The sequence below is a fragment of the Micromonospora sp. NPDC005254 genome, assembly GCF_042872525.1.
Lineage (GTDB): Bacteria > Actinomycetota > Actinomycetes > Mycobacteriales > Micromonosporaceae > Micromonospora.
The window spans coordinates 524,233-538,583 of sequence record NZ_JBIAKM010000001.1 but is presented as its reverse complement, the minus strand read 5'-3'; the positions used below and the strand labels follow the sequence as shown (position 1 = coordinate 538,583).

The 14,351-nt window shown below is 69.4% G+C and carries 13 protein-coding genes and 3 tRNA genes; all 16 read right to left on the bottom strand.

All coding sequences use genetic code 11. The features are described from left to right. Positions 1 to 102: 102 nt before the first annotated feature. The 16 genes from ACFYPR_RS02600 to ACFYPR_RS02525 all read right to left on the bottom strand — a co-directional run bounded on the left by ACFYPR_RS02600 (position 103) and on the right by ACFYPR_RS02525 (position 14,165). Complete coding sequence (locus tag ACFYPR_RS02600) at positions 103 to 3,534, bottom strand: DNA-directed RNA polymerase subunit beta (protein WP_354863125.1); 3,432 nt, start codon at positions 3,532 to 3,534, stop codon at positions 103 to 105. 573 nt (positions 3,535 to 4,107) lie between these two features. Next, positions 4,108 to 4,491, bottom strand: a complete 384-nt coding sequence (gene rplL, locus ACFYPR_RS02595) for a 50S ribosomal protein L7/L12 (RefSeq protein ID WP_354863127.1) — start codon at positions 4,489 to 4,491, stop codon at positions 4,108 to 4,110. A 52-nt stretch (positions 4,492 to 4,543) separates the two neighbouring features. Then, positions 4,544 to 5,092, bottom strand: coding sequence for a 50S ribosomal protein L10 (gene rplJ / locus ACFYPR_RS02590; protein WP_354863129.1), 549 nt, complete (start codon positions 5,090 to 5,092; stop codon positions 4,544 to 4,546). 339 nt (positions 5,093 to 5,431) lie between these two features. Further along, on the bottom strand, positions 5,432 to 6,121 hold the full coding sequence (locus ACFYPR_RS02585; protein WP_354863131.1) for a hypothetical protein: 690 nt from the start codon (positions 6,119 to 6,121) through the stop codon (positions 5,432 to 5,434). Continuing rightward, positions 6,118 to 6,972, bottom strand: a complete 855-nt coding sequence (locus tag ACFYPR_RS02580) for an ATP-binding cassette domain-containing protein (protein WP_387258405.1) — start codon at positions 6,970 to 6,972, stop codon at positions 6,118 to 6,120. The genes ACFYPR_RS02585 and ACFYPR_RS02580 overlap by 4 nt, the downstream gene beginning before the upstream one ends. 81 nt (positions 6,973 to 7,053) lie before the next feature. Further along, positions 7,054 to 7,770 carry a 50S ribosomal protein L1 gene (rplA, locus tag ACFYPR_RS02575; protein ID WP_234583444.1) on the bottom strand — a complete coding sequence of 239 codons (717 nt, stop codon included), beginning with the start codon at positions 7,768 to 7,770 and terminating at the stop codon, positions 7,054 to 7,056. Between the two features lie 78 nt (positions 7,771 to 7,848). Then, positions 7,849 to 8,280, bottom strand: coding sequence for a 50S ribosomal protein L11 (gene rplK / locus ACFYPR_RS02570; RefSeq protein WP_007465329.1), 432 nt, complete (start codon positions 8,278 to 8,280; stop codon positions 7,849 to 7,851). Between the two features lie 257 nt (positions 8,281 to 8,537). Beyond that, on the bottom strand, positions 8,538 to 9,260 hold the full coding sequence (nusG, locus tag ACFYPR_RS02565; protein ID WP_354854322.1) for a transcription termination/antitermination protein NusG: 723 nt from the start codon (positions 9,258 to 9,260) through the stop codon (positions 8,538 to 8,540). 39 nt (positions 9,261 to 9,299) lie between these two features. Next, the gene (gene secE / locus ACFYPR_RS02560) at positions 9,300 to 9,692 is read right to left on the bottom strand and encodes a preprotein translocase subunit SecE (RefSeq protein WP_355135909.1); all 393 of its coding nucleotides are present in this window, start codon (positions 9,690 to 9,692) and stop codon (positions 9,300 to 9,302) included. Between the two features lie 213 nt (positions 9,693 to 9,905). Further along, positions 9,906 to 9,978: transfer RNA gene (locus ACFYPR_RS02555), tRNA-Trp, on the bottom strand. A gap of 129 nt (positions 9,979 to 10,107) precedes the next feature. Further along, positions 10,108 to 10,500, bottom strand: a complete 393-nt coding sequence (locus ACFYPR_RS02550; protein ID WP_387186483.1) for a MaoC family dehydratase — start codon at positions 10,498 to 10,500, stop codon at positions 10,108 to 10,110. Between the two features lies 1 nt (position 10,501). Beyond that, positions 10,502 to 10,948 (bottom strand): MaoC family dehydratase N-terminal domain-containing protein, encoded by a 447-nt coding sequence (locus ACFYPR_RS02545; RefSeq protein ID WP_355067657.1) that lies wholly within the window; start codon positions 10,946 to 10,948, stop codon positions 10,502 to 10,504. Positions 10,949 to 11,073: 125 nt separating this feature from the next. Then, positions 11,074 to 11,241: a 50S ribosomal protein L33 gene (gene rpmG / locus ACFYPR_RS02540; protein WP_007073056.1), complete on the bottom strand. Its 168-nt coding sequence runs from the start codon at positions 11,239 to 11,241 to the stop codon at positions 11,074 to 11,076. Positions 11,242 to 11,373: 132 nt separating this feature from the next. Then, positions 11,374 to 11,446 (bottom strand) — tRNA-Met (locus ACFYPR_RS02535). 24 nt (positions 11,447 to 11,470) lie between these two features. Further along, positions 11,471 to 11,543: transfer RNA gene (locus ACFYPR_RS02530), tRNA-Thr, on the bottom strand. A 93-nt stretch (positions 11,544 to 11,636) separates the two neighbouring features. Next, positions 11,637 to 14,165, bottom strand: coding sequence for a putative bifunctional diguanylate cyclase/phosphodiesterase (locus ACFYPR_RS02525; protein ID WP_387258403.1), 2,529 nt, complete (start codon positions 14,163 to 14,165; stop codon positions 11,637 to 11,639). Positions 14,166 to 14,351: the final 186 nt, after the last annotated feature.

Here is a 14,351-nt window from a genome sequence, read left to right as displayed (position 1 = left end):
TTTTGTTCTCGCCGGCCCGCATGCCGCCGGGGGGGGGGGGGGGGGTGGCGGGGGGGGGGGGGGGGGGGGGGGCCCCCCCCCCCCCCCCCCCGACCGCTCACCTCAGACCTCTTCGACCGAGCTCGGCTCGCGCCGGGACAGGTCGATGCCCAGCTCCTCAGCGGCCCGGAACACCTCGTCGTCGGTCTCGCGCATTTCCAGGGCCACACCGTCGCTGGAGAGCACCTCAACGTTGAGGCACAGCGACTGCAGCTCCTTGAGCAGCACCTTGAACGACTCCGGGATGCCCGGCTCCGGGATGTTCTCGCCCTTGACGATGGCCTCGTAGACCTTCACGCGGCCGAGCACGTCGTCGGACTTGATCGTGAGCAGCTCCTGCAGGGCGTAGGCAGCGCCGTACGCCTGCATCGCCCAGCACTCCATCTCACCGAAACGCTGACCACCGAACTGCGCCTTACCACCCAGCGGCTGCTGCGTGATCATCGAGTACGGGCCGGTCGAACGAGCGTGGATCTTGTCGTCGACCAGGTGGTTGAGCTTCAGGATGTAGACGTAGCCGACCGCGATCGGGTCCGGCAGCGGCTCGCCGGAACGACCGTCGAACAGCTGCGCCTTGCCGGTACGCCCGATCAGCTGCTTGCCGTCCCGGTTGGGCAGGGTCGACTCGAGCAGACCGGAGATCTCCTCCTCGCGGGCACCGTCGAAGACCGGGGTGGCCACGTTGGTGTCACCCTCGGACTCGTGCGCGTCGATCGAGCGGAGCTGGCGCTTCCAGTCGGCGTCGTCACCCTCGACCTTCCACCCGGTCTTGGCGACCCAACCGAGGTGGGTCTCCAGAACCTGGCCGATGTTCATCCGGCTCGGCACGCCGAGCGGGTTGAGCACGATGTCGACCGGGGTGCCGTCCTCCAGGAACGGCATGTCCTCGATCGGCAGGATCTTCGAGATGACGCCCTTGTTGCCGTGCCGGCCGGCGAGCTTGTCGCCGTCCTGGATCTTGCGCTTCTGGGCGACGTAGACCCGGACCAGCTCGTTGACGCCCGGCGGCAACTCGTCGCCGTCCTCGCGGGAGAACGTGCGCACACCGATGACCGTGCCGGTCTCGCCGTGCGGCACCTTCAGCGAGGTGTCCCGAACCTCACGCGCCTTCTCACCGAAGATCGCGCGGAGCAGCCGCTCCTCCGGGGTCAGCTCGGTCTCGCCCTTGGGCGTGACCTTGCCGACCAGGATGTCGCCGGGGACGACCTCGGCGCCGATCCGGATGATGCCGCGCTCGTCGAGGTCAGCGAGCATTTCCTCGCTGACGTTCGGGATGTCGCGGGTGATCTCCTCCGGACCGAGCTTGGTGTCCCGGGCGTCGACCTCGTGCTCCTCGATGTGGATCGAGGTGAGCACGTCCTGCTGCACGAGGCGCTGCGACAGGATGATCGCGTCCTCGTAGTTGTGGCCCTCCCAGCACATGAACGCCACCAGCAGGTTGCGTCCGAGCGCCATCTCGCCCTCGTCGGTGCACGGACCGTCGGCGATGACCTGACCGGCCTCGACGCGGTCGCCCTCGAAGACCACCGGCTTCTGGTTGACGCAGGAGCCGGCGTTGGAGCGGCGGAACTTGTGCAGCAGGTACGTCCGGCGGTGGCCGTCATCCTGGTGGATGGTGACGTAGTCGGCGCAGAGATCCTCGATCACACCGCCGACCTCGGCGACCACCACGTCGCCAGCGTCGACCGCGGCACGGTACTCCATGCCCGTACCCACGAGCGGCGCCTCGGCCTTGACCAGCGGCACCGCCTGGCGCTGCATGTTCGCGCCCATCAGTGCCCGGTTGGCGTCGTCGTGCTCGAGGAACGGGATCATGGCGGTCGCGACCGAGGTCATCTGCCGGGGCGAGACGTCCATGTAGTCGACGGCACCGGGGACGACGTCCTCGGTCTCGCCGCCCTTACGACGGCAGAGCACCCGCTCCTCGGCGAACGTGCCGTCCGCCTTCAGCCGCGCGTTGGCCTGGGCCTTGACGAACCGGTCCTCCTCGTCCGCGGTCAGGTAGTCGATCTGGTCGGTGACCCGACCCTCCACGACCTTCCGGTACGGCGTCTCGATGAAGCCGAACGGGTTGACCCGGGCGAAGGTGGACAGCGCGCCGATCAGGCCGATGTTCGGGCCTTCCGGCGTCTCGATCGGGCACATCCGGCCGTAGTGGGACGGGTGCACGTCGCGGACCTCGAAGCCGGCCCGCTCCCGGGACAGACCACCCGGGCCGAGCGCGCTCAGCCGACGCCGGTGGGTCAGGCCCGCCAGCGGGTTGGTCTGGTCCATGAACTGGGACAGCTGCGACGTACCGAAGAACTCCTTGATCGCCGCCACCACCGGGCGGATGTTGATCAGGGTCTGCGGCGTGATCGCCTCGACGTCCTGCGTGGTCATCCGCTCGCGGACGACCCGCTCCATGCGGGAGAGGCCGACCCGAACCTGGTTCTGGATCAGCTCACCCACGGTGCGCAGGCGACGGTTGCCGAAGTGGTCGATGTCGTCGGCCTCGTAGCCGTCCTCACCGGCGTGCAGCCGGCACAGGTACTCCACGGTGGCGACGATGTCGTCCTCGGTCAGCGTGCCGGTGGTGATCGGCACGTCGACTTCGAGCTTCTTGTTGAACTTGTAGCGCCCGACCTTGGCCACGTCGTACCTCTTCGGGTTGAAGAAGAGGTTGTCGAGCAGGGTCTGGGCGTTCTCGCGCGTCGGCGGCTCGCCAGGGCGCAGCTTGCGGTAGATGTCGAGCAGGGCCTCGTCGGCGCCGGCGATGTGGTCCTTCTCGAGCGTGGTCATCATCAGCTCGGACCAGCCGAACCGCTCACGGATCCGCTCGGCCGACCATCCGATGGCCTTGAGCAGGACCGTGACGGCCTGCCGACGCTTGCGGTCGATGCGTACGCCGACCGTGTCGCGCTTGTCGATGTCGAACTCCAGCCAGGCACCCCGACTCGGGATGACCTTGACGCTGGAGAGGTCGCGGTCGGAGGTCTTGTCCGGCTCCTTGGAGAAGTACACGCCCGGAGACCGGACGAGCTGGCTGACCACGACGCGCTCGGTGCCGTTGATGACGAAGGTGCCCTTGGGCGTCATCATCGGGAAGTCACCCATGAACACCGTCTGGCTCTTGATCTCGCCAGTGGTGTTGTTGGTGAACTCCGCGGTCACGAAGAGCGGAGCGCAGTAGGTCAGGTCCTTCTCCTTGCACTCCTCGATCGAGGCCTTGACCTCGTCGAAGCGCGGCGCCGAGAAGGAGAGTGACATGGTGCCGGAGAAGTCCTCAATGGGACTGATCTCTTCAAGGATCTCCGCGAGACCCGAGCGTGCGTGCGGGTCGTCCGCCGACCGGCCCTGCCAAGCCTCGTTGCCGACGAGCCAGTCGAAGGACTCGTTTTGGATGGCAAGGAGGTTGGGGACCTCGAGGTGTTCGGTGATCCTGCCGAATGAAACTCGGCGGGGAGCGAATGCGCTCGACGTACGACTGGTCTTCGCAGGGCGGGAAGCTGCCAAGATGCGTCCTTCCGAGGACCGGTGCTGCAGAACGGCTGGTACGCGTGCACTCCAATGACCCCACCAGAAATATCCGTAAACGGACATTTCCGAGCAGGGGTCAAGTCGGAAGGCAGCGCAAACTAGCAGTGTAGCCGAGAGGCTAACCGCTGTCCAGCCCACCCCGCAGGTCGTTCGCGGAACGCGCCTCGGCCCCCGTAAACCGGGGTCTGCCGGGCCGCTCAGAACGCAACGTCCCCACTGGGCCGCTCGGGTTGCCGCGGCCGTTGGTGCCGCCGCTGTCATTACCCACGTCGTGGCCGTCGCAAGCGCGGTGTCTTGCTGGTGTTCAGCGTGCCTGGCAGGCCGGGGCCGCGTCAAGGGCCGGTATCCGGGTCGTCGGTTCTTTCCCACCTGAGGGCGACCGGGGCCCCTCGTCCGGTGGTCCGGCATCGACCATCGACGCCCAGCTCAGGACGGTTGTCGCTGGATCCACGAAACACGGCGGGCAGCGATCCGTGTCGGATCACCGCCCGCCGCGACGCGATCGTGTCCCGACTCACTGAGCCGGGCACGCGCAGGTGGAACGTCAGGTCACTTGAGGGTGACCTTGGCGCCCTCACCCTCGAGCTTCGCCTTCGCCTTCTCGGCGGTCTCCTTGTTGACCTTCTCCAGGATGGCCTTCGGCGCGGACTCGACCGCGTCCTTGGCCTCCTTGAGGCCCAGGCCGGTCAGCTCGCGCACGACCTTGATGACCTGGATCTTCTTGCCACCGTCAGCCTCGAGGACGACGTCGAACTCGTCCTTCTCCGGCTCGGCCTCGGCGGCGGCCGGGGCGCCACCGGGGGCGGCAACCGCGACCGGAGCGGCGGCGGTGACCTCGAAGGTGTCCTCGAACTGCTTCACGAACTCGGAGAGCTCGATCAGCGTCATCTCCTTGAACGCGTCGAGCAGCTCGTCGGTGCTGAGCTTCGCCATGTCTGGCGTCCTTTCTAAAGGTTGTCTAAGAACGTGGGTGCGCCGCGCGGCCTCAGGCCGCCTCGGCGCCCTCCTGCTCGCGCTTCTTGTCCGCAAGGGCGGCCGCCGCGCGGGCGGCCTTGGAGAGCGGTGCCTGGAACAGGGCCGCGGCCTTGCTCAGGTTGCCCTTCATCGCGCCGGCCATCCTGGCCAGCAGCACCTCGCGGGACTCCAGGTCGGCGAGCTTCGTGACCTCGGCCGCGGAAATGGCCCTGCCCTCGAAGACACCGCCCTTGATGACGAGCTTCGGGTTGGCCTTCGCGAAGTCGCGAAGCCCCTTCGCCGCCTCGACGACGTCGCCCGAAACGAAAGTCAGCGCGGTAGGACCGGTGAACAGCTCGTCGAGGCCGTTGATGCCCGCGTCCGTCGCGGCACGCTTCGCCAGCGTGTTCTTCGCGACCGTGTAGCTGGTCTCGGCGCCGAGCGAGCGCCGCAGCTGGGTGAGCTGGGAAACCGTCAGACCGCGGTACTCGGTCAGCACGGTGGCGCCCGCGTTGCGGAAGCTCTCGGTCAGCTCAGCGACGGCCGTGGCCTTGTCGGCCCGGATCGGCTTGTCCGCCATGTCCCTCCTCTCTCGTTACTCGAGGCTGGTCCCCGACACGGCCGAAGCCGGAGCGGGGGCGGAGGCAGCACGACAACGAAAAGCCCCGGCGCAGGGCGCACGGGGCGAGGGCCGGCGGATCGTCACGGTCGGCGGACCATGCTCACTGCCGAGTTACGCTTGCCGCCCTACGCGGGTCGCCCGTTGTCGCGGGACCTTCGACCGTGCCGGAGCACGGTGACCAGCGGTCTCTGGGTGGTTCCTCATCCATGGAAACACGGATGACTGTTGAAGAGTACGCGCCCGCACCACCAGCGCCAAATCGCCCCCGGTGAGCCGGGTCACGGGCAGCGTCGCTGGTCAGCCCTGGGCCCGCCGCCGCCACAAATAGCCGGCGGTGACCGCCGCGCTCCACGCCGACGCCCAGAGCGTGAGCCCGAGCAGGGTCAGCGCGGCGGCGTCACCCGCGGTCGTCCGCGCGGTGGCCATGATCGGCGGCACCAGCCAGGGCGCCACCGAACCGCGCAGACCGAGCGCCACCGCGCCGACACCGCCGAGGGCCAGCACCGCCACGCCGTACGCGGCACCGCCCACCGACGCCCGGCTGGCCAGCGCCCCGAGGGCGACCGCCGCGGGTACGGCCAGCAGGTGCGCCCACAGTCCCAGCGCGATGCCGACCGGCACCGACCGGTCCCCCGGCTCGACCGGGCCGGTGACCCCGCCCACCAACCAGGGGAATAGCAGCGCGACCGCCACCGCGACCAGCGCCGCCACGCCGGCCGCCAGGAGCCCGGCCAGGCGCTCCCGGGCCACCCCGACCGTCACCTGGGCGAGCCGGCGCTGCACGTCCGGCTCGATGTCCAGCAGGATCTTGGTCTGCCAGGCGAGCACCGGGAAGAGCACCACGGCCGAGACGCCGTACGCCTCCGCCGGCTGGGACCGGCCGCCGCCGTAGAGCGTGCCGAGCACGACGAGACCCGCGAGCAACGGCGCCAACGCCCGACCGGTCCGCAGGAAACCCGCCAGCCGCATCCGCACCAGGGCGCTCACCGGGCCTCCCCCGCTGCCTGCTCGACCGCGTCCACGCCCTCGGGCTGGTCGAGAGCCGGTTCACCGGCCGGCCGCAGCGGTGCAGCCGCGGGCCGGGCCTGCGGTGCGGTCATGGAGGTGTCGGCGCGTACCCGAAGAATCTGGTGGCCCTCGGCGCGCAACCGGGCGACGGTGCTGGCGATCCGCGCGGCCGGCACCGCTACCTCGACCACCGCGATGGCCTCCTCGTCGGTCGACGCGGTCTCCTCGGTCAGCGAGCCGGCGGCCACCGACCAGCGGCGCGCGCCCGGCAGCCAGACCGTTTCCCCGCGGTGGTCGCTGACCAGGACCGTGCCGCCGTCGGCCAGCACCTCGTCGATCAGCTCGGGAACCAGCTCGCGGGTCGCGGCGTCGAGGCCCTCCCACGGCTCGTCGAGCACCAGCAGGCCGGGCGGTCGCAGCATGGCCTGGGCGAGACCCACCTTCTGCGCGGTGCCCTTGGACAGCTCCGGAAGCCGCACCGAGCTGAACGCGCCCAGGCCGAGCCGCTGCGTCCAGGTTGTCACCGCCTCGTCGGCGGCCGACCGCCCCAACCCGGCAACGCGGGCCATGCTGGTCAGGTAACGGGAGACGGTGAAGGGCTGGTCGGCCGGGAAACGCTCCGGGACCCAGCCCACCCGGGCTGGCCGGTCGACGACCCGACCCCGGCCCGGCCGCAGCACCCCGGCGGCCACCTGGAGCAGCGTGGACTTGCCCACCCCGTTGCGGCCCAGGACGACCGCGACCTCACCCGGGCCGATCCGCACATCCACGCCCCGCAGCACCCACGGACCACGCCGGTGATACCGCAACCAGACGTTCTCCAGCCGCATGCGATCGAGCTTGCCACACCACAGACGCGCCGGGGCGCCGCCACGATCGTGGCGGCGCCCCGGTACGAGCGAACTGTCGGCTCAGGCCTCGGCCTGGTCCTCACGGAGGTTCTTCACCAGGTTCGGGTCGACCGGGACACCCGGGCCCATGGTGGTGGTGAGGATGACCTTGCGGAGGTACTTGCCCTTAGCCGCGGACGGCTTGGCGCGCAGCACCTCGTCGAGCACCGCGGCGTAGTTGTCCACCAGCTGGGTCTCCGTGAAGGAGGCCTTGCCGATGATCAGGTGCAGGTTGGAGTGCTTGTCCACCCGGAAGGTGATCTTGCCGCCCTTGATGTCCTGCACCGCCTTGGTGACGTCCATGGTCACCGTGCCGGTCTTCGGGTTCGGCATGAGACCGCGCGGGCCCAGGATCCGCGCGATCCGGCCGATCTTGGCCATCTGGTCCGGCGTGGCGATCGCCGCGTCGAAGTCGAGCCAACCACCCTGGATGCGGGCGACCAGCTCGTCGGTGCCCACCTCGTCCGCACCCGCCGCGGCGGCCTCTTCGGCCTTCGCGCCACCGGCGAACACGATCACGCGGGCGGTCTTACCGGTGCCGTGCGGCAGGTTGACCGTGCCGCGGACCATCTGGTCCGCCTTGCGGGGGTCGACGCCGAGGCGCATGGCGACCTCGACCGTGGCGTCGAACTTGACGTTGGTGGTCTCCTTGGCCAGCTTCACGGCCTCGGAGGGGGTGTAGAGCTTCGACCGGTCGATGACGTCGGCGGCCTTGCGGTAGCTCTTGCTGCGCTGCATTGCTGATTACTCCTGTGGTCTCTGGCGGGCCGCTCGGCGCGGGCCCTCCCACGGTCGGGTCGTCGGCGAGGCCGAACGTCAGTCGCTGACGGTGATGCCCATCGACCGGGCGGTGCCGGCGATGATCTTCTCGGCCTGGTCCAGGTCGTTGGCGTTGAGGTCGGCCATCTTCTTCTCGGCGATCTCACGCAGCTGGGCGCGGCTCACCGAGCCGACCTTCTCGGCCTGCGGGACGCCCGAGCCCTTCTGCACACCGGCGGCCTTGATCAGCAGCCGGGCGGCAGGCGGGGTCTTCAGCACGAAGCTGAAGGACCGGTCCTCGAACACGCTGATCTCGGCGGGGACGATGTCGCCCCGCTGGGACTCGGTCTGCGCGTTGTAGGACTTGCAGAACTCCATGATGTTCACGCCGTGCTGGCCGAGCGCGGGGCCGACCGGCGGCGCCGGCGTGGCCTGGCCCGCCGGCAGCTGAAGCGTGAACGTCTTGACGAGCTTCTTCTTCGGAGGCATGTCACTTCCTGGGGCTTGGAGCTGGGAAAATGCGGCCGTCGCCGCCCTCGGGGACGCGCACGGTCAGCGCGGTGCGACAGCGGCGACGTTCAAGAGTAGCGCAGGCCGCAGCCCGCTCGTCCGCCGAGGTCGAGCGGGAGGGCGTACGCCGACGTCGGGGGGGGGGGGGGGCCCCCCCCCCCCCCCCGCCGCCCCGCGGCGGGGGGGGGGGGGGGCGCCGCGGGGGGGGGGGCGGCGGCCCCCCCCCCCACGACCGGTCAGATCTTGGCGACCTGGTTGAAGTTGAGCTCCACCGGGGTCTCCCGGCCGAAGATCGACACCAGCACCTTGAGCTTCTGCTGGTCGGCGTTGATCTCGCTGATCGTGGCCGGCAGCGACGCGAACGCGCCGTCCGTGACGGTGACCGAGTCACCGACCTCGAAGTCGAGGACCTTGATCTCCGGCTTGGCCTTCTTCTGCTCGGTCTCGACGGCCGGCGCCAGCCACTTCAGCACCTCGTCGAGGGAGAGCGGCGCCGGCCGGTCGGCCCGGTCGGTCGCGCCCACGAAACCGGTCACGCCCGGGGTGTTGCGGACACACGAGTAGGACTCGGCGGTCAACTCCATCCGGACGAGGATGTAGCCCGGGAAGACCTTGGCCTGGATCTGCGAACGCTTACCGTTCTTGACCTCGATCTCTTCCCGGGTCGGCACCTCGACCTGGTAGATGAAGTCCTCCATGTCGAGGCTCGTGATCCGGGTCTCGAGGTTGGTCTTCACCTTGTTCTCGTAACCGGCGTACGAGTGCACCACGTACCAGTCACCCGGGGCGTAGCGCAGCTTCTGCCGCAGCTCGGCGACCGGGTCGTACTCCTCGTCCGGCGCAGGCTCGGTGGTGGGGAACTCCGGCTCGCTGGCGGCCTCAACCGACTCGTCACCAGCCGCCGTCGCGACCGTGGACTGCTCGTCCACCGGTCCGGCGGTCTCGTCGTACTCAGGCACGCTCGCTCACTTCCGTCACTATCGGCTGGAGACAGCCGGTCAGTCCGAGTTGCCGAAGACGAACAACACGACCTTGGCGAAGCCGTAGTCCAGCACGCCCACGATCGTCAGCATCACCGCGACGAACGTGACCACCACGGCGGTGTACGTCAGCAACTCCTTGCGGGTCGGCCAGATGACCTTACGCAGTTCGGCAACGACCTCGCGGAAAAACCGGGCGATGCGGCCGAACACGCCCACCCGACCGGTTTCCGGCCGCGTGGTCGGCCGGCTGTCCGCCGATTCAGCCCGGGCGCGGGACCGCGTCGCGGTGCCTCCCCGGGAGACCGGCTCGTCCGCGCCGGAGGCGTCGTCGTCGGCTACGTCGTCGACGATCTCGTCGTCCAGACGATCGTCGCCGGCGTCCTCGCCGCGCCGCTTGTTGTCGGCCACTTCGCCCTCCGTCGCGGAATCTCGGGTCGCACGCCGGGCGGCGTGCGCGGCGCTGGTCACGCCGGCCGGGCCAAACCGTCCCGCGACGGGCCGCGGCCGGTGGATCAACCGGGGGCCCCGAATGCCTCGGAACCACCCCGCCGATGCCACCACCACGGGCCGGACGCCGCCTTGTCGGCGGCGCGACCCACGGGAACGGTCAGGCCTGAGGCGCAGGGGTGACAGGACTTGAACCTGCAGCCTGCGGTTTTGGAGACCGCTGCTCTGCCAATTGAGCTACACCCCTGTGCGGCAACACTCGCCCCACGCGGTCACAGACGACCGTGCAGGGGTCACTTGCCCCACGGCGGACCAGTGTACGGGTAGGCACCCGACTTTCCCAACCGGTCTCCCCGCCACGCGTGGCGGACCCGATTCAGCGCGCGGTCCGGATGGTCGCCCGGGCCTGTGAGAGCACCTTCTCCCCCAGGCAGGTCGCGGTCACATCGAGCCGGGTGAGGCCGTCCTCGGTCACCTCACGGATCCGCGCGGTCACCTCGATCTCGGTCCCCTGGTCGTCGTCCGGGACCACCACCGGCCGGGTGAACCGCACCCCGTACTCGATGACCGCGTCGGGCGCCCCGGCCCACTCGGCGACCGCCCGACCGACCAGGGCCATCGTGAACATGCCGTGCGCGATCACCCCGGGCAGCCCCACCTTCGTGGCGACCCGGTCGCTCCAGTGGATCGGGTTGAAGTCACCCGAGGCGCCGGCGTAGCGGACCAGGTCCGCCCGGGTCACCCGGAACGTCTTGGCTGGCAACTCCATCTCAGCCCTCCCCACGGATCACGTACCGGGCCCAGACGGCGACCACCGGTTCCCCGGCGACGGTGCTCACGTCGGTGCGGGTGGTCAGGAATCCGTGCCCGCCCCGGCTGCTGACGTCCTCGATGGTGTTGGTGCAGACCAGCTCGTCGCCCGCGACCACCGGCCGGGTGTACGCGAACCGCTGATCGCCGTGCACCAGCCGGCTGTAGTCCACACCCAGGGCCGGGTCCTCGATGATCTGGCGGCTCGCCGCCATGGTGACGATCACCGGGAAGGTCGGCGGGGCGACCACGTCCGGGTGGCCCAGCGCCTGCGCCGCCACCGGGTCGTGGTGAGCCGCGTCGGTGGCGCCGATGGCCGTGGCGAACTCACGGATCTTTTCTCGGCCCACCTGGTAGGGGGCGGTCGGCGGATACGTCCGTCCGACGAAGGAAGGGTCCAGAGACATGCCGCGAACCTACACGGGAAGCACAATCGCCGATCTGGTCGGCAGGCAGCGGCTGAGCCGCGCCGTACCGGTCAGATCGGCGATTGGAAAGGCCTCGTCAATGGCCGGCGACTGCCGGCCAGAGATCAGCGGGTCTCGCGGTGAACCGTGTGCCGGCCGTCGCGCGGGCAGAACTTCTTCAGCTCGATGCGGTCGGGGTCGTTCCGGCGGTTCTTGCGCGTGATGTAGTTGCGCTCCTTGCACTCCACACACGCCAAAGTGATCTTCGGCCGGACATCGGTAGCCTTCGCCACGGCGGAGTGCCTTCCTCGCTAACGGAAACAACTACGACGCGTCAGCCTAGACGCTGACTGCGCGGACATGCAAAGTGGGCGCCAGTGGCGCCCATCTCCACGACCACCGGGAACGAGCCCGGAAGACGAGAGTAGCGGTGGCCGGACTTGAACCGGCGACACAGCGATTATGAGCCGCTTGCTCTGCCATCTGAGCTACACCGCCGCGGTGGGTCCAGCTGAACCCTCGAGCCCCCTTACGGAATCGAACCGTAGACCTTCTCCTTACCATGGAGACGCTCTGCCGACTGAGCTAAGGGGGCCTGCGCGATCTCCCCGTGGGGCGCGCAGAAGTAAGAGTACACGGCCCGGCTCGACAGGTGAAATCGGATCCCTGGTGATCGTCTACGCCCAGCTCAGGGCACGACACGCAGCCGCGGAAGCTCCCCGCCGGAGATCGTTTCGGGGTCGACCTGAGCGCCGAACCAGGCCGCCAACCGCTCGTACGGCAGCGGTCGACTGAACAGGAAGCCCTGGCCGATCTCGCACCCGATGTCCTGAAGGAGCTCCAGGGTCAGCTCACTCTCCACACCCTCGGCGACCACGGCCAGGCCGAACTGCTGGGAGAGCGTCACCACCGCGTTGACGATCGCCAGGTCCCCCGGATCGGTCGCCATGCCCTGCACGAAGGACCGGTCCACCTTCACCTCGTGCACCGGCAGCCGGCGCAGGTGGGCGAGCGAGGAGTCACCGGTGCCGAAGTCGTCCACCGACAGCCGGACGCCGAGATCGCGGAGCCTGCGCAGCGTCGGGATCGGCCGGTCCGTGCCGTCCAGGACCCCCGACTCGGTGATCTCCAGGGTGAGGCGCTGCGCCGGCACCCCGTACTCGGTCAACAGCTCCTGCACCCGGTCCGGGAAGTGCTGGTCGGTGAGCGTACGGGCGGCGAGGTTCACCGCGATGGGCAGCGGCTGGTTGGCCTCGGCCCAGTCCCGGCTGCGCCGCAGACCCTCGCGGAGCACCACCTCGGTGAGCCGACTCAACTGGCCGGTGTGCGCGGCAACCGCCACGAAGTCCTCGGGAGCGACGGTGCCGTGCGTCGGGTGCTCCCACCGGGCCAGACACTCGACACCGAGCAGACGCCGGTCCCGCAAGGTCACCTTGGGCTGGAAGTAGACCTCCAGCTCGTTCTGGTCCAACGCCTGACGCAGGTCACCGGCGAGACCCAGCCGGCGCAACGACCGGGATTCCAGGCCCGGGTTGAACAACTGCACGCTGCCGGGCACCGATTTGGCGGCGTTCGCCGCCAGATCGACGCGGAGCAGCAGGGTCGCGGCATCGCTGCCATGATCCGGGTGTACGACGACCCCGACGGCGGTGTTCACGTCCAGGGTGAGCGCGTCGAAGACCATCTCGTCGCGGATCTGGTCGCGCAGCTGTTCGGCCAGCTCCAGCGCCGCGTCGGCGTTCTCCAGACGCAGGGTCACCAGGAACTCGTCCCCACCGACGCGACCCACCAGGGCCGACGACGGCGCGCTGGCCCGCAGCCGGTTGGCGACCTCGACGAGCACCTTGTTCCCGGCGGCGTGGCCGAGGGACTCGTTGACCTGGCGCAATCCGTCGACGTCGAAGAGCAGCAACGCCACCACCTCACCCGGCGCGCCGACCTTGACCGACTCGTCCAGCGCTGCGGTGATGCGCCGCCGGTTGGGCAGCCGCGTCAGGGTGTCGTGGTAGGCGTCGTGCCGCAGGCGGTCGACAAGTCGCGAATTTTCGAGCGCCACAGAGGCGTGGGCGGCCACCGTCTCGAACACCGAGATGTCGCGTTGGGTGAAGTACAGCGGGTCGGCGAGCCGGTTGGTGACCTCGAGAGTCCCAATCACCACACCACCTGAGCGGAGCGGAACGACCACTGTGTCCTTGACCCCCCGCTCGGCGAGGCTGGCCCTGAACTCGGGATCACTTGTCACGCCACGGCCGACAGTCACCGGGCGAGCGGTCTCCAACACCTTCTCCCGCAACGCCGACGGGGTCAGGGACAGATCCAGCAGGCCAGAATCCTCGACTCGCGCGGTGAGCAGAATCTCGGGGTGACGGCCCTGTGCGGGCAGCCAGAGGGTGGCGTACTCGGCCTGCATCAGCGCGCGCACCCGGCCGAGCAGGGCGTCGACGAGGGTGCCGTCCTGGCCGCTGGCCGCGACCGCCATGCTCAGCTCGTACATGTCGGTGAGCGTGCGGTGCTGGCGAAAGAACTGGGTGTACGAGCGGTAGACCAGAGCGAGCCCGGCCGCCAGCGCGGCCAGGGGCACCAACGACCACCAGGACGCCCTGATCAGGATCAGGACGACCAGACCGGCGGCGACGTTGATGCCTGCGGTCAGGAGCAGTGACGGCGCCGCGCGGAGGGCCTCCCGGCCGGCCTGCCAGCCCTGCAACAGGGTGTGCACCGACATGACGGCGGTGAGACTCACCAGGAACACCACGCTGATCGCGCAGCAGAGACTCACCCACGTCGTCGGGCCGACACCCGACCTCGGCGGCAACGCCTGGAGGACGAGAGTGGCGAGCGACGTCCCGGCGGCGGCCCGCGCCACGTTGAACCACACCTTGGGCGCCGTGATCCGGTGTCGCAGTTGGGTGACCAGGGACGCGAGCGTGTAGATGACGACGACCGTCAGCGGCGGCAGGAAGTAGAGCGCCAAGACGAGCGGCAACTCGGTAAGCGTCATGGCCACCGACTGCCGGCGGGCGACCAGCACCAGCAGCGGCAGACCCGCGGCGATCATCGCCGCGAGAAGGAGCGCTGCCCAGTGCCAGTCGCCGAACGGCCGGTCGGAGACCAGACCGGTGAGGGTTGCGCAGGCGACAGCCAGAAGGATCAGCGGAGCGGTGATGATCCAGGCGTCTTCCGACGACCTGCGCCTCGACTGGTCCCGCGCGATCATTCCGCTCCCTGGCGGTGTGGCGTGTCCCTTGACAAGCGGTGGCCCGTCGGACAGGGGTCGTCAGACCCAGACGACGTCCGTGAGGTGCAAATCGGCGGGTACACCGTGGTTGGCGATGACCATGGTGGCGACGGCGGCAAGGATGAGGAGCGAGCCATACAGCCGGCCCAACCTACGACCAGACAT

Bases quoted from the DNA above. Each gene is read 5' to 3' on its own strand.
- ACFYPR_RS02525 (WP_387258403.1), bottom strand. From the start codon at position 14,165: ATGATCGCGCGGGACCAGTCGAGGCGCAGGTCGTCGGAAGACGCCTGG.
- ACFYPR_RS02545 (WP_355067657.1), bottom strand. From the start codon at position 10,948: ATGTCTCTGGACCCTTCCTTCGTCGGACGGACGTATCCGCCGACCGCC.
- ACFYPR_RS02550 (WP_387186483.1), bottom strand. From the start codon at position 10,500: ATGGAGTTGCCAGCCAAGACGTTCCGGGTGACCCGGGCGGACCTGGTC.
- rplJ (WP_354863129.1), bottom strand. From the start codon at position 5,092: ATGGCGGACAAGCCGATCCGGGCCGACAAGGCCACGGCCGTCGCTGAG.
- rplK (WP_007465329.1), bottom strand. From the start codon at position 8,280: ATGCCTCCGAAGAAGAAGCTCGTCAAGACGTTCACGCTTCAGCTGCCG.
- ACFYPR_RS02580 (WP_387258405.1), bottom strand. From the start codon at position 6,972: ATGCGGCTGGAGAACGTCTGGTTGCGGTATCACCGGCGTGGTCCGTGG.
- rplL (WP_354863127.1), bottom strand. From the start codon at position 4,491: ATGGCGAAGCTCAGCACCGACGAGCTGCTCGACGCGTTCAAGGAGATG.
- rplA (WP_234583444.1), bottom strand. From the start codon at position 7,770: ATGCAGCGCAGCAAGAGCTACCGCAAGGCCGCCGACGTCATCGACCGG.